General features: G+C 60.3%; 14 protein-coding genes. 13 read left to right on the top strand and 1 reads right to left on the bottom strand.

The window, feature by feature from the left end:
* Nucleotides 1–23 precede the first annotated feature (23 nt).
* The 12 genes from HUS57_RS03355 (at nucleotide 24) to HUS57_RS03410 (ending at nucleotide 12,121) form a co-directional block, all read left to right on the top strand.
* The gene (locus HUS57_RS03355; RefSeq protein ID WP_173931507.1) at nucleotides 24–2,240 is read left to right on the top strand and encodes an SPOR domain-containing protein; all 2,217 of its coding nucleotides are present in this window, start codon (nucleotides 24–26) and stop codon (nucleotides 2,238–2,240) included.
* Nucleotides 2,241–2,417: 177 nt separating this feature from the next.
* Nucleotides 2,418–3,446, top strand: coding sequence for a beta-N-acetylhexosaminidase (gene nagZ / locus HUS57_RS03360; RefSeq protein ID WP_173931508.1), 1,029 nt, complete (start codon nucleotides 2,418–2,420; stop codon nucleotides 3,444–3,446).
* 75 nt (nucleotides 3,447–3,521) lie between these two features.
* Complete coding sequence (locus HUS57_RS03365; RefSeq protein WP_173931509.1) at nucleotides 3,522–4,349, top strand: ScpA family protein; 828 nt, start codon at nucleotides 3,522–3,524, stop codon at nucleotides 4,347–4,349.
* Nucleotides 4,346–5,089: an SMC-Scp complex subunit ScpB gene (gene scpB / locus HUS57_RS03370; protein ID WP_173931510.1), complete on the top strand. Its 744-nt coding sequence runs from the start codon at nucleotides 4,346–4,348 to the stop codon at nucleotides 5,087–5,089. The genes HUS57_RS03365 and scpB overlap by 4 nt, the downstream gene beginning before the upstream one ends.
* A 50-nt stretch (nucleotides 5,090–5,139) precedes the next feature.
* Complete coding sequence (locus HUS57_RS03375) at nucleotides 5,140–6,243, top strand: ABC transporter ATP-binding protein (protein WP_173931511.1); 1,104 nt, start codon at nucleotides 5,140–5,142, stop codon at nucleotides 6,241–6,243.
* 40 nt (nucleotides 6,244–6,283) lie between these two features.
* Nucleotides 6,284–6,499 (top strand): twin-arginine translocase TatA/TatE family subunit, encoded by a 216-nt coding sequence (locus HUS57_RS03380; protein WP_173931512.1) that lies wholly within the window; start codon nucleotides 6,284–6,286, stop codon nucleotides 6,497–6,499.
* A gap of 31 nt (nucleotides 6,500–6,530) precedes the next feature.
* Nucleotides 6,531–7,142 carry a Sec-independent protein translocase protein TatB gene (gene tatB / locus HUS57_RS03385; RefSeq protein WP_173931513.1) on the top strand — a complete coding sequence of 204 codons (612 nt, stop codon included), beginning with the start codon at nucleotides 6,531–6,533 and terminating at the stop codon, nucleotides 7,140–7,142.
* Nucleotides 7,139–8,011, top strand: coding sequence for a twin-arginine translocase subunit TatC (tatC, locus tag HUS57_RS03390; protein ID WP_173931514.1), 873 nt, complete (start codon nucleotides 7,139–7,141; stop codon nucleotides 8,009–8,011). Before tatB ends, tatC begins: the two co-directional genes overlap by 4 nt.
* A gap of 51 nt (nucleotides 8,012–8,062) precedes the next feature.
* On the top strand, nucleotides 8,063–9,361 hold the full coding sequence (serS, locus tag HUS57_RS03395) for a serine--tRNA ligase (protein ID WP_173931515.1): 1,299 nt from the start codon (nucleotides 8,063–8,065) through the stop codon (nucleotides 9,359–9,361).
* 2 nt (nucleotides 9,362–9,363) lie between these two features.
* Entirely contained in the window at nucleotides 9,364–10,122 is a 759-nt protein-coding gene (gene surE / locus HUS57_RS03400) for a 5'/3'-nucleotidase SurE (protein ID WP_173931516.1), read from the top strand.
* Entirely contained in the window at nucleotides 10,119–10,769 is a 651-nt protein-coding gene (locus tag HUS57_RS03405) for a protein-L-isoaspartate(D-aspartate) O-methyltransferase (RefSeq protein WP_173931517.1), read from the top strand. Before surE ends, HUS57_RS03405 begins: the two co-directional genes overlap by 4 nt.
* 104 nt (nucleotides 10,770–10,873) lie before the next feature.
* A complete protein-coding gene (locus tag HUS57_RS03410; protein ID WP_173931518.1) occupies nucleotides 10,874–12,121 on the top strand; it encodes a M23 family metallopeptidase in 1,248 nt (415 codons plus the stop codon).
* Nucleotides 12,122–12,144: 23 nt separating this feature from the next.
* On the opposite strand, the gene HUS57_RS03415 is transcribed toward HUS57_RS03410, so the two are convergent.
* Complete coding sequence (locus tag HUS57_RS03415) at nucleotides 12,145–13,020, bottom strand: ATP-binding protein (RefSeq protein ID WP_173931519.1); 876 nt, start codon at nucleotides 13,018–13,020, stop codon at nucleotides 12,145–12,147.
* A gap of 206 nt (nucleotides 13,021–13,226) precedes the next feature.
* Here HUS57_RS03415 and yajC point away from each other — a divergent pair, with 206 nt between their 5' ends.
* On the top strand, nucleotides 13,227–13,559 hold the full coding sequence (gene yajC, locus HUS57_RS03420) for a preprotein translocase subunit YajC (protein WP_173931520.1): 333 nt from the start codon (nucleotides 13,227–13,229) through the stop codon (nucleotides 13,557–13,559).
* The last annotated feature ends 14 nt before the right edge of the window (nucleotides 13,560–13,573 follow it).

Here is a 13,573-nt window from a genome sequence, read left to right on the forward strand (position 1 = left end):
CGACGTCCGAGCGGGTGTGGGAAATGGCTGAGAAAAATATGAAGATGAGCGCCGACCAGGGCGAGCTGTCGCACGACGATCCTTTCGCCGAGCTGACACGCATTATGGGACATGATCCGCAGTCGCTGTCGCCGCTGCTGCAGGGTCGAAAGGCACAAACGAACGATTTGGCGCTGGAACTTGAAAACGAGCTGATGGCCGGCGCTGTCCCGCAGCAGGGAAGCGGGCGACATACCCAGGCTGAGATCATTCAGTGGCGCGATGCAGCGTGGCAAGACGAACAATCTGTGATTGCTGACAGCGCTCATGGAGCAGTCTCCAGCGCCCACTCCGCAGAGAGCCTTCTTGAGGCGGAACTGGACAGCATTTTTGACGCAGGAGAACCTGGTAACGGCGGCGCGTACGGGGACGAACATGCGGTTCCCGGGCACCCTTTGGACGGGAATGAGCCTTTTTCTGCCGGGGGTTACGACTCCTCGCAGCCGCGCTACGCGGCTGCGGCGCCCGCCCAATCAGAAGCTGCCGATTGGACCTTTCGGGCCGCCACTCCAGCAAGGACGCCCTTATCGGAGCGGCAGGCAGCGTATCATGCAACACCCTCGCCTGAGATGCCGGAACCTTTCTGGGGGCCGCAGCCTCCCCGGGGGAGCGACCGCACCGCAGAGAATCAGTCAGCTGCCTTGTGGCACGAACAGGAAATCCGTCCTGCCGAGCAGGCTTGGGATGAAGCATTCCAGTCTGAGCAGTCCCATGATGCTTTGCGCGCGCCCCGCCATGTCAGCTTGCAACCGGAGATCGAGACCGTCGAGGTGGCGCAGGCTGCCGTCCCTGTTACCCATCATCTCGATATTCCAGAGGTTCGCTATCGCGAGGAGGTAAAACCCTCCACCGATTTTGATGAGATCGAGGAAATTCTGGCAGGTGCCTTCGGGGAAGCCGTGGAAGCGGCCAGCCACGAGGAGAGGATGGCGGGTGATCCTGCCGTTAAGGAGGCACCCGGCGCTGGCGAGGATGGCGATATCTTCGGAGACGATTTCACCAGAAGCATTGCCGCCGCTGCCGGGATTGAGCAAGGCGGCGGGGTACAGGATGCTTATCCCGAGTTCGCAAGCCAGCCGGCCGATATTTATCATCAGCAGGATTGGGCATCGCCCCACGCTCATGATTCGCTGAAGCCGGCACCTGGAATCGCTCCTCCGCCACCAGCGGCCGGCTCGCGGTTGGCTTCATATTCGACGCTCGCCATTGGCCTCATCGGCGGTGTGGTGATTTTGGGCGGCGCTGCTCTTCTGGCCATGTCATTCACGGGCGGGGGCAGCGACGAGCCAGTTCTCGTGGCTGCAGAGGATTCGCCGATTAAGGTGCGTCCTGAAAATCCCGGCGGCATCCAGATCCCGAACCAGGATAATCCAGTCTACAGGCGTGTTTCAGGCGAGCAGGCAGCGGACGCGCGCCCGGCACAGCAGCAACTCATCACTACGACGGAGGAGCCGGTCGACCTGCCCCAACCGGAGGAGGTGCGTAGTGACCTGCCTGGGGTAGACGTTGGCGATGATATTGCCGCCAAGATCGAGGAGCGGTTGACGAACTCCGCGGAGGAAACGGCGGACGAGAGCGTGATTGCGCTGACACCTCGCCGTGTCCGTTCGCTGGTGGTGCGTCCGGACGGCACCATGGTGCCGCGTGAAATACCCGAACCCGCTGAGACAACCGGAACGACTGCGGAGAGGCAGACGGAGGCGCCGGTGGTCGAAGTCGCAGCTGCTTCAACCGACGAGACCCAGCCAGAGGCGGCTAGGGCAGAGGAAAGCCCGGCGACTGTACCTAGTTCGGGGCCGATCCCACCCGCGCGCCCGGCGAATGTCGCCGTAGCGGAGCAGCCGCAGACCAGATCCGATTCACCTGGAATCCTTACGAGGCGGGAGGCGCCGCAGCCGCCTGCCGCTCAGCAGGTCGCCGCAGTTGCAGCGCCTGCGCCTACCGCAGCGGCTGCCGCTTCCGAATGGTCCGTGCAGATTTCATCTCAACCCACCGTCGAAAGCGCTCAGCAGTCCTACCAGCAATTGGCGCAGCGTTATGGTGAAATGCTACAGGGCAGGGGTGTCAACATCGTCAAGGCGGAAATCGAAGGGAAGGGCACCTACTACCGCGTGCGCATCCCATCCAACTCCAAGGACGATGCGATCCAGCTTTGTGAACGGCTGAAGGGAGCCGGCGGTAGCTGTTTCGTTTCGAAGTAGGCGTTGCCCCCAAGTTTTTGAGCCGTCGCGGCAACGCGGCGGTCCCGCGTCTTTGGTGCGTGAGGCGAGGCTTGTGTTCAAGACCTGCCTAACGCGCAGATTCAGCATTCCTGCGAAGTTCCCCATAATGAAACGCCGGCACGTGTCTTGTGCTGCAGTTCCCGCTATGTTTGCCCCATGAGCGAATCAAAAGCTATGATCCTCGGCGTGAACGGCTTGAGGCTTTCCGCGGATGAGAAGGCCTTCTTCGGGGACGAGCGGCCCTGGGGTTTCATCCTCTTTGCTCGAAACCTCTCGGAGTCCGAACAGGTGCGAGATCTCGCCGCCGCGGTGCGCGAATGTGTCGGCCGGCCTGAGGCGCCCATATTCATCGATCAGGAGGGCGGACGCGTCCAGCGGCTGCGCCCGCCACTGGCACCGAACTATCCTGACGCGGCGGCGATCGGCGCGCTTTATACCCGGGAGCCGGAAGCCGGCCTGCGTGCCTCCTGGCTAATGGGGCGCCTGCACGCCTTCGAACTGACGCGCCACGATCTATCCGCGAACTGCTTTCCAGTGCTTGATGTCCCCTCTGAGGGAGCACATGACGTTATCGGCGACCGTGCTTTCGCGCACGAGCCCGACGCGGTTGCCGCACTCGGCCGTGCTGCAGCCGACGGACTGATGGCGGGCGGCATCCTGCCGGTGATGAAGCACATTCCGGGACACGGAAGGGCGGGCGTGGACAGCCATAAGGCGCTTCCCAGGGTCGATGCCCCCCTTAAGGAACTGCACGATTGGGATTTCGCGCCGTTCAGGGCGCTTTCCGACCTGCCGATGGCCATGACCGCGCATGTGGTCTATGCGGATATTGATTCGGAGAACCCGTCCACCACATCCAGACGGGTCATACGCGACGTCATACGCGGGCAGATCGGTTTCGACGGGCTCCTGATGAGCGACGACGTGTCAATGCACGCACTTTCTGGGGATTTCTCGGCGCGCGCCTCCGCGATACTTGCAGCCGGATGTGATCTCGTCCTTCACTGCACTGGCGTCATGGCTGAAATGCAGGCTATTGCCGAAAGGGCGCCGGAATTATGCGGCAAGTCTTTCGAACGAGCGGCAAGTGCCCTAGCAGCAAGACGCCAAGCTGACGGAGCGGACGAGGATCAAGCACGTGCGGAGTTCGCGCGGCTCCTTGACTGTCCGGAAGTCGCAGCCTGAGAGCGGGGAGCGGGTTCGTTGGCCAACCCAAAGCGGCAGGAAAAGGTTGAAGAAGGGATGGGAAGGCCCGTTCCAATGGACCGGCTTTGGGCAGACGATGCGGCGGAGCTCGCTGTATCTGAGCCGGCGCTCACCGTCGATGTCGATGGTTTTGAGGGGCCGCTTGACCTGCTCTTGCAACTTGCACGCAGTCAGAAGGTGGATCTCGCGCGCATCTCGGTGCTCGCTCTGGCTGAGCAATATCTTCAGTTCATCGAGCGCCTGCGCCAGATGCGCCTTGAGCTTGCCGCGGATTATCTGGTGATGGCCGCCTGGCTTGCTTACTTGAAATCACGCCTGCTCATTCCTCGGCAAAGCGCGGATGACGAACCCTCCGGCGAGGAGATGGCGGCTCTGCTCCAGTTCCGGCTGAAGCGTTTGGAAGCGATGCGCGAGTCTGCAACTCGCCTTGTCAATCGAGACCGCCTTGGCCGCGACGTCTTCCCGCGCGGTGCGCCCGAGCCGATATCGGTCGAGACGAAAAGTGCTTACTCAGCAACGCTTTACGATCTTCTGACAGCCTATGCCTCGCAGCGCCAGCGGCGTGCTATTACCAACGTCCAGATTGCCAAGCGGGGCGTATGGTCGCTCAAGCAGGCTCGCGAGATCCTGGTCAGGCTGGCCGGAACTCTTCCGGACTGGGCCACGCTCGACAGTTTTCTTGTCGCTTATCTATCGCAGCCAGAAGAGCGTGCGACGGCGGTGGCAAGCACGTTCGCAGCCTCGCTCGAACTCGTACGCGAGGGAGCACTGGAAATCCGACAGGCGGCGCCGTTTGCGCCGATCTATATGCGGTCCGGCTCCCGGCTCCGTCGTGATGGGGGGGCTTATGACATCTCCCGTGAAGGCGGGGCAGAAGCATGACCGAGACGACAACCAATGTCATTCCGTTCGTCGCGGAAGACGACCGGCCCCCGTCCCCAAGCGAAGCGGACACCTTGCAAGACACCGTCGGACTAGCGGAATTCAAGCGAATGGCCGAAGCATTGGTCTTCGCCAGCGCGGAGCCAGTCACCGAGAAGGTACTTGCGGAAAGGCTGCCTGATGGTGCTGACATCCCCACCATCATGGAAGACCTCAAGCGCGATTATGCCATGCGGGGGGTTAATCTCGTGCGGGTTGAGGATAGCTGGGCCTTCCGGACCGCGCGGGATCTTTCCTTCCTGATGAGCCGCAATGCAGTGCAACAGAGGAAGCTGTCGCGTGCCGCCCTCGAAATGCTTGCAGTAATTGCCTACCATCAGCCCGTCACCCGCGCTGAAATCGAGGATATACGCGGGGTCGAGACTTCCAAGGGCACGCTCGACCTGCTCCTGGAGACGGGGTGGATTCGCATGAGAGGGCGACGCCGTACGCCCGGGCGCCCCGTCACCTATGGCACTACGCGAGAGTTTCTTGACCATTTCGGGTTGGAAGAACTGCGCGATCTTCCCGGCCTTGACGAACTCAAGGGTGCCGGCCTTCTTTCGCCACGAATGCCGGCCAGTTTCTCCATGCCCCAGCCGCCTGCCGATCCAGACAGCCTGATGGAGGACGAAGATCCCCTGAGAGACATCGACCTTGAGGAGCTTGGACTGTTGACTCCTCGTGTGGAGAATGATTGACCCCAGCTTACGGGGCCAACCCGTACCAATTTCGGGGTAAATGCGGCAGAATGATCGAGGCGGTAGATAAGACTGCGCGGGTGACTGCGGGTGTCACCTTTGCGGCACGACTCTCGTTCGAGGGTATCAGCCACCGCTTTGCCCCGGGCCAGGTTACGCTGGACAATGTCACCCTTTCTGCCGAGCCGGGCGAGGTCCTGTGTTTGCTCGGACCATCGGGTTCCGGAAAAACGACGCTCCTGAGAATCGCCGCGGGCATTGAAGCCCAGTGTGCTGGCCGCGTGCTCCTGAACGATCGGGAAATCGCGGGCCCGAATATCTTTCTGCCGCCGGAAAACCGCTCCATTGGTTTGGTCTTCCAGGATTTTGCTCTTTTTCCGCATCTGACGATTCTTGAAAATGTCCGCTTCGGCCTGACCGCGCTCTCCCGTGAGGAAGCTACCAAAGAGGCAATGATCGCGCTCACCCGTGTCGGGCTTGGGCGTTATGCGTCGGCCTATCCGCATGTTCTTTCCGGCGGAGAGCAACAGCGTGTGGCATTGGCACGTGCGCTCGCGCCGCGTCCCGCAGTGCTCCTGATGGACGAGCCTTTCTCCGGCCTTGACTCTCGCCTCAAGGATAGCGTCCGGGCGGAGACCCTTGCGATTTTGCGCCAGAGCCGGGCGACGGCAATCGTCGTCACCCATGATGCGGAAGAGGCGATGCGGCTCGGCGATCGCATTGCGCTACTGAAGGGTGGACGGCTCATCCAGGTCGGGACGGCGGAGGAACTCTATCTCAAGCCTGCAGACCTTTTCGTGGCCGGTTTCTTTTCCGAACTCAACCTGTTCGACGCCCACATCCGCGGTGGCATGGCAGAGACGCCGCTTGGCCAATTTGCCGCAGCCGGCCACAAAGATGGCAAGGAAGTCACAGTAGCCATCCGCCTGTCAGGCCTTGAAGTTGCCGAAGACGGGCAGGGGGTTGAGGCAAGAGTCGTTTCCAGACGGTTTCTCGGGGTGGTAGAACTGCTGGAACTTGCCCTGCCGGGGGCAGATGAGCATGTGCGCGTGCGCCTGCGCGCTGGCCTGCTTCCGCCCGGCAAGAGGGATATATGGATGAAAGTTCGGCCAAGCGACGTACTAGTGTTTGAAAGACGGAGCGAAAGCGCATAGATCATGAAAGCGTCCTCTTAATCAGGCAAAGAGATCAATCATGGGTTCCTTCTCGATCTGGCACTGGCTCATTGTGCTCGTGGTGGTGTTGCTCCTGTTCGGCCGGGGCAAGATTCCTGAGCTGATGGGCGACATGGCCAAAGGCATAAAGAACTTCCGCAAGGGAATGGCCGACGATCCCGACGAGACCAAGACGGTCGAGCATCGCGCCGACGAGCAGGTGAGTGATGCCAAGGAGAAGGCAGGCAAGTCTTAAATGACGACGCCGTCTTTCGGAATGTTGGACGATGTTTGATTTGGGCTGGTCCGAAATCCTTGTCATTGCGATCGTGCTGATCGTAATCGTCGGGCCAAAGGACTTGCCCAAGGTCTTGCGCAGTTTCGGACGCACGACGGCGAAGCTGCGCGTGATGGCGGGCGATTTCCGCAAGCAGTTCGACGAGGCTTTGCGGGAGGCGGAACTGGACGAAGTCAAGGGACTGGTTGACGATGTCCGCAAGCTTGACCCGCGCAAGGAGCTGAGACAGCACCTCAGCCCGCTGGAGCAGGCCGGCCGTGACATTCGCAGCAGCCTGGATGAGGCAGCAAAGCCCAAGCCGGAAGTGAAGACGGAGAAAGCGGAAAGCCTGGGGGCGGCAGCTTCCGAAGCTGCGGCTTCTGCACCGGAGGCCGCCGCTGCATCTGTAAAGCAAACGCCTTCTTCGGCCTCACCTGCCACTGAAACCTCGTCCGGCGGTGCCGCGTCTGCAAACGAGCCGAAAGCCGCTCCAGGCGCCACCAATCCGAAACACGCGGCGGAGAAAGCGCCTGCCCGCAAGACGGCCGTGGCGAAGAAAACAGACAAGCCTGCTGTGAAGACCGCTTCCAGCGCGCGGAAGAATGCAGGGTCGGGTACGTGAGTTCCAATAAAGACGAAGAAGATGAGATCGAGAAGTCCTCGGCGCCGCTGATCGAGCATCTGATCGAGCTGCGTAGACGCCTCATATGGGCGATCGCGGGCTTTTTTGTCGCGTTCCTTATTTGCTTCTACTTTGCCAAATCCATCTTCAACCTGCTGGTTATTCCTTTCCAATGGGCAACGCGTTGGGCTGGGCTCGACGCGGATAAGGTCGACCTGATCTATACCGCGCCGCAGGAATTCTTCTTCACACAGATCAAGCTTGCCATGTTCGGCGGCCTCGTGTTGGCGTTCCCGATCATTGCCACACAGATATACAAGTTCGTAGCCCCCGGCCTTTACCGGAACGAGCGGCGCGCGTTCCTCCCTTTTCTCATTGCATCGCCGATCCTGTTCCTTATTGGCGCCGCGCTCGTCTACTTCTTCTTTACGCCAATGGTGATGTGGTTCTTCCTTTCCATGCAGCAAGTCGGGCCGGATAGCGAGATTCACATTTCGCTGCTGCCGCGCGTGTCGGAGTATCTCAGCCTCATCATGACGCTGATTCTTTCCTTCGGGCTGGTCTTCCAGCTCCCGGTGGTGACGACTCTGATGGCGCGTGTGGGGCTTCTTTCTTCGCAGGCCCTGGTAGACAAGCGCAAGATTGCCATCGTTGCAGCCTTCGTTGTCGCCGCTGTTCTGACGCCACCTGATCCGGTAAGCCAAATCGGCCTTGCGCTTCCCACCATCCTTCTCTACGAAATTTCGATCTGGAGCGCGCGGATGGTAGAGCGCAGACGCGAAGAAGAACGGCTTGCCGCTGAAGCTGCGGAAGCCGAAGGCGACGCCGGACAGACCGCGAGCAATGCTGGTACGGGTTCGGTTTCGTAATCAACGACTGGGTTCCGCGCCCTATCTTGCCTGCTTGCCCGGATTTGGAACATGCTTGACATAAAATGGATTCGCGAAAATCCCGAACTGCTGGTTCAGGCGCTTCGAAAGCGCGGTCAGCAGGAGGGGGAGGCCCGGTCAGTCGTAGACGCTCTTATTGCCGCTGACGAGGCGCGCAGAACCCATCTGACGAAGCTGCAGGAGGCGCAGGAGCGCCGTAATGCCGCCTCCCGCGAGATCGGCAACGCGATGCGAAGCGGCGATCGCGAGGCGGCGGAGAGGCTGAAGGCCGAGATCACCGAGATCAAGAGCTTCGTTCAGGACGGCGAAGCAAAGGAGCGCGAACTCGACGCAGGCCTTCATGATCTTCTCGCAAGCCTGCCCAATATCCCGCTCGACAATGTCCCGGTGGGAGCCGACGAGAACGACAATGTAGAAGTGCGCCGCTTCGGTGAAGCTAACAAGCCGTCCTGGACCAGAGAGCACTTCGAGATCGGCGAGTCGCTTGATCAAATGGACTTCGAGCGTGCCGCAAAGCTTGCGGGTACGCGCTTTACGGTGCTCTCCGGCCAGCTTGCGCAGCTTGAGCGTGCTCTGGGTCAGTTCATGCTCGATCTGCATACGCGCGAGCATGGCTATACGGAAGTCCAGCCGCCGCTCCTGGTTCGTGACGAGGCGATGTTTGGAACCGGGCAGCTTCCCAAGTTTGCGGAGGATCTGTTCCAAACCACAGATGGTCGCTGGTTGATTCCGACCTCCGAGGTCTCCCTCACCAACCTGGTGCGCGAGGAGATTTTGAGCGCAGAAACGCTTCCCCTGCGGTTTACCGCGCTGACGCCATGCTTCCGCTCCGAAGCGGGTTCAGCCGGGCGCGATACGCGGGGCATGCTGCGCCAGCATCAGTTCAACAAGGTGGAATTGGTCTCCATCACCGATGCTGAACGTGCCATCGATGAACATGAACGCATGACAGAATGCGCCGAAACGGTACTGAAGAAACTTGGCCTTCCCTTCCGCACCGTGGCTCTGTGCACTGGAGATATGGGCTTTGCCGCGCAGAAGACCTACGACATTGAAGTTTGGCTTCCGGGCCAGAAGGCCTATCGCGAAATTTCCTCCTGCTCAATCTGCGGGGACTTCCAGGCGCGCCGCATGAATGCGCGCTACAGGGCTGCGGGAGAGAAGCAGTCTCGCTTCGTACACACGCTGAATGGCTCGGGAGTCGCAGTCGGGCGCGCGCTGATCGCAGTAATGGAAAATTACCAGAACGAAGACGGAAGCATTAGCGTCCCTGAAATCCTGCAGCGTTATATGGGGGGGCTGGAAAAGATCGAACCGGCAAGGAGCTAGGGTTGCGCATTCTGCTGACTAATGACGATGGTATCCATGCGGAAGGGCTGCAGGTCCTGGAGCGCATCGCCCGCACTCTCTCGGACGACGTCTGGGTAGTTGCCCCCGAAACCGATCAGTCCGGATTTGCCCATTCGCTCTCGCTCTCCGAGCCCTTGAGGATGCGCCGCATCGACGACCGGCATTTCGCCTTGCGGGGCACGCCGACGGACTGCGTGATCATGGGCGTGCGCAAGGTGATGGATTCTCCTCCCGATCTTATCCTTTCGGGTGTCAACAACGGGGCCAATGTCGCCGATGACGTTACTTACTCCGGCACCGTGGCCGGTGCCATGGAAGGCACCCTGCTCGGCATCCGATCCATTGCGCTGAGCCAGGCGTACGATTTTACCGACGACATGCGCTATGTGCCTTGGGGAACCGCAGAAGCGCTGGCTCCCGCGCTGCTGCAGAAACTTGTAAAGGCTGACCTGCCGCCGGGCGTCTTTCTGAACGTCAACTTTCCCCGTTGCCCGCCGGAAGAGGTGAACGGAACACTCGTCACCAGCCAGGGCAAGCTGGTGCATGGGCTCTGGATTGATGAACGTAAGGATGGGCGCGGCTTTCCCTATTATTGGCTCCGCTTCGGTCGGCAGGAAGCTAAGCTGCGCAAGGGCAGCGACCAGGCAGCATTGCGCAGCGGCTACATCTCGGTCACGCCGCTGCATCTCGATCTGACCGCCCATGAAGTCCGTGATCCGTTGGCGAAAGCACTGGCATGAGCATGGGAGAGGAGGAAAGGGAGGGATTTGCCGCATTCATATTGCGCATGCGTGCGCTGGGCGTTTCCTCCAAGGAACTTCTCTCAGGATTCGAAGCAATACCGCGTAGCGCCTTCATCGCGCCAGAATGGAAGAATTTCGCCTGGTCCAACCGCAGCGTGCCCATCGAATGTGGTGAAACGCTGGAGCCTTGCGATCTTGACGGCATCGTCATAGATGCGCTCGGCCTTGCGCCGAACGTGCGCGTGCTGGAGGTCGGAACGGGAACGGGATACACTGCCGCGGTAATGTCGCGCCTGGCGGAAAGGGTCCTTTCCTTTGACCGCTACAAGACCCTAATAGAGAACGCCAGCCAGCGGCACGATGCGCTCGGCCTCTCTAACATATCTCTTCGTCAGGCCGACGGCTCCGAAGGTCCGGGCGAAGGTCCGTTCGACCGGATTGTCGTCTGGGCAGCCTTCGAGGAGGCTCCGCGCCGGTTTGTGGAGTTTCTAACCAGTGGCGGTGTATTGGTCGCGCCGGTCGGTCCGGGCGACGGCGTGCAGACGATGGCAAGATTTGTGAAAGTCGGCAGCCGGTTCGAGCGTACAGATCTTGTTCCCGTCCGCCTTCAGCCTCTGGCGAAGGGCATCGCCCAGGCACTTTGAGGACCTGAAGAAACTTTCGCTGATTTCAGCAGAACTTAACGGCCCGGTAAGATTAACGCGATCTAATCAATCCGATTCGTTAACGGGAAGATGCGGGTAGCCTCATGCTCTTGGGCAGAACACGACAACTCGGTACCACGATTTTCAAGGGTGCTTCGATTGTTCTCATCGGAGGCGTGGTGGCTGGTTGCAGTTCGGGTATTTCAAGTATTACCGACGGTCTGACGACTGGTTCGACAAGCTCCGTTGCCGTCGCACAGGTGAACCAGCCTTACCCTGGCGGAAATCAGGGGTACAGTCGCGTCATTCGACCGAAGGAGCCCGTCGGCTCCGCAGGTGCCGCGTCGACGCCGCCGCTTTCCGCACCCGTTTCTGGTTCATCGTCGGCCATCTATGCCGAGCCCATGGGGGCATCAGCGGTAAGCGCCGCACCATTGCCGCCACCGTCGAGCGCCCAGCCTGTAGCTGCAGCGGCGCCCGCTTCTATTTCAGCATCGCAATCCGCGACAGCCCAGCAGCCTGCGGGGGGAGTCGCTTCGGCCTCTTCCGCGCTTGTGCCAGCGTCGAGCGTCGCAGCAACGTCCGCAAGCGGCGGGAGCTATACTGTAGCTGCGGGCGACACGCTTTATGCGATTTCGCGCCGGACGGGCGTTGGCATGGAAGCGATCAAACAAGCAAACGGGCTTTCCAGCGACGGAACGATCCGGGTGGGGCAGAAGCTGTCAATCCCGGGAGAAAAGGCGGTGATTGCTTCAGCGGCGCCATCCCAGGACGCGGCAACGCCCCGCGCTGCCGCGCCAACGCCCGAGGCAAAGCCGGTTGCTTCGGCGCCAGCGTCGAAGGAGCGGGAGGTGCCTGCGGTGACGGCCTATACGCCGCCTTCAGAGGCGCAGAAAGCCCCCGTCGAGCGCGTCGAAACTGTAAAAGAGGCGGAGACCGAAACCCAGGTCGCGGCCTTGCCGCCACAGTCGACAGGCGTAAATCGTCTGCGCTGGCCGGTTCGCGGGCGCGTTATCGCGGGCTTTGGAGCTAGTAATGGTGGTCGAGGTAATGATGGGATAGACATTGCCGTCCCTGAGGGAACCTCTGTCCATGCGGCGGAAAATGGCGTTGTCATCTACGCAGGAGATGGCCTCAAAGGCTTTGGAAACACGGTGTTGGTCCGGCACGAGGATGGGCTGGTGACCGTTTACGGTCATACCTCTGAAATGAAGGTCAAGCGTGGTGACACGGTTCGTCGCGGCCAAGAAATCGCTCTTTCCGGGATGACCGGCGATGCAAATTCACCGAAGCTGCATTTCGAGGTCCGTAAAGGGACAACTCCTGTCGATCCCACTGCTTATCTAGAATAGGCGGTAAGGCGAACCGCCTTACTTCAGCCGAGGCGCTTGCCCAGCCTGCCTGCCAGATCCTGCATGAACTGCCAGGCCACCCGACCCGAACGGCTCCCACGGGTTGTCGCCCACTCCAGCGCGTCTGTCCGCAGCACCTGGGCATCGACGGATAATTCGTAATAGGCTGCGTAGCCCTCGACCATGGCAAGATATTCGTCCTGAGAGCACTTGTGAAAACCCAGCCACAGGCCGAAGCGGTCGGAAAGGGAGACCTTCTCCTCCACCGCTTCAGACGGGTTGATGGCGGTGGAACGTTCATTCTCGATCATGTCGCGAGGCAGCAGATGCCGCCGGTTGGAGGTGGCATAAAGAATCACGTTCTCCGGCCGCCCTTCGACCCCGCCTTCCAGCGCGGCCTTCAGAGATTTGTACGATGTATCGTCATGATCGAAGGACAGATCGTCGCAGAAGAGTATGAATCGGTGGGTTGATCCCTTCAGGAGCGCCATCAGCTTCGGAAGGCTCGCAATATCCTCCCTATGGATTTCAACCAGCTTCAGCGCCGCATCACCTTCCTTCCGGCTGCTGTTGATCTCCTCATGTACGGCTTTTACCAGCGACGACTTGCCCATGCCGCGCGCGCCCCAAAGAAGCGCATTATTTGCAGGAAGTCCCGCGGCGAATCGGCGCGTATTGTCCAGGAGAATGTCGCGAACCCTGTCTATTCCCTTGATCAGGGAAATATCCACCCGATTGACTTTGGTAACGGGCAGCAGCGCGCTACTCTCCGCATCCCAGACAAAGCAGGATGCAGCGTCGAAATCGGGCACGGGCGGCAGGACAGGGGCGATCTTCTCGACTGCCGCAACCAATCTGTCGAGTTTTTGGTTCAAAACCTCAAGAACATTCTCGGTCATGCCTGGGACTCCGTTCACGCGGGCGGTGTACCGTACGGTACGGTTCTGTCACGAACGTCTTCGATTTGCAAGCTGGTAGGCTCGCGCGCAAGCCGCGGTAATCGTTGCCGAAGCTGTTGCAATGAAGGGGCGAACATCTATATTCCGCCCAGCTTTGGCGGGCTGGCGCGTCCGTCTTTCAGTCATTTGTATTTTGGGAGAAGTTCATGCTTGTGACACCGGCATATGCCCAGGCGGGCGGGGCTCCGGACGTTTTTGTCAGCATCCTGCCTTTTGTGTTGATCTTTGTGATCATGTATTTCCTCATAATCAGGCCTCAGCGCCAGCAAATGAAGAAGCGCCAGGAGATGCTCGCAGCCGTCCGGCGGGGTGACACCGTGATCACGGGCGGCGGCCTCGTCGGCAAGGTGACGAAGGTCATCAACGACAATGAGCTTGAGGTTGATCTTGGGGGGGGGACGAAGGTCACCGCATTGCGCTCCATGCTTGCCGACGTGCGGGTGAAGAGCGAGCCGGTGGCGGAAAAGAGCAGCAAGTAACACTGCTCGGCTGA

Source organism: Chelativorans sp. Marseille-P2723, from assembly GCF_902809845.1.
Classification (GTDB): domain Bacteria; phylum Pseudomonadota; class Alphaproteobacteria; order Rhizobiales; family Rhizobiaceae; genus Chelativorans.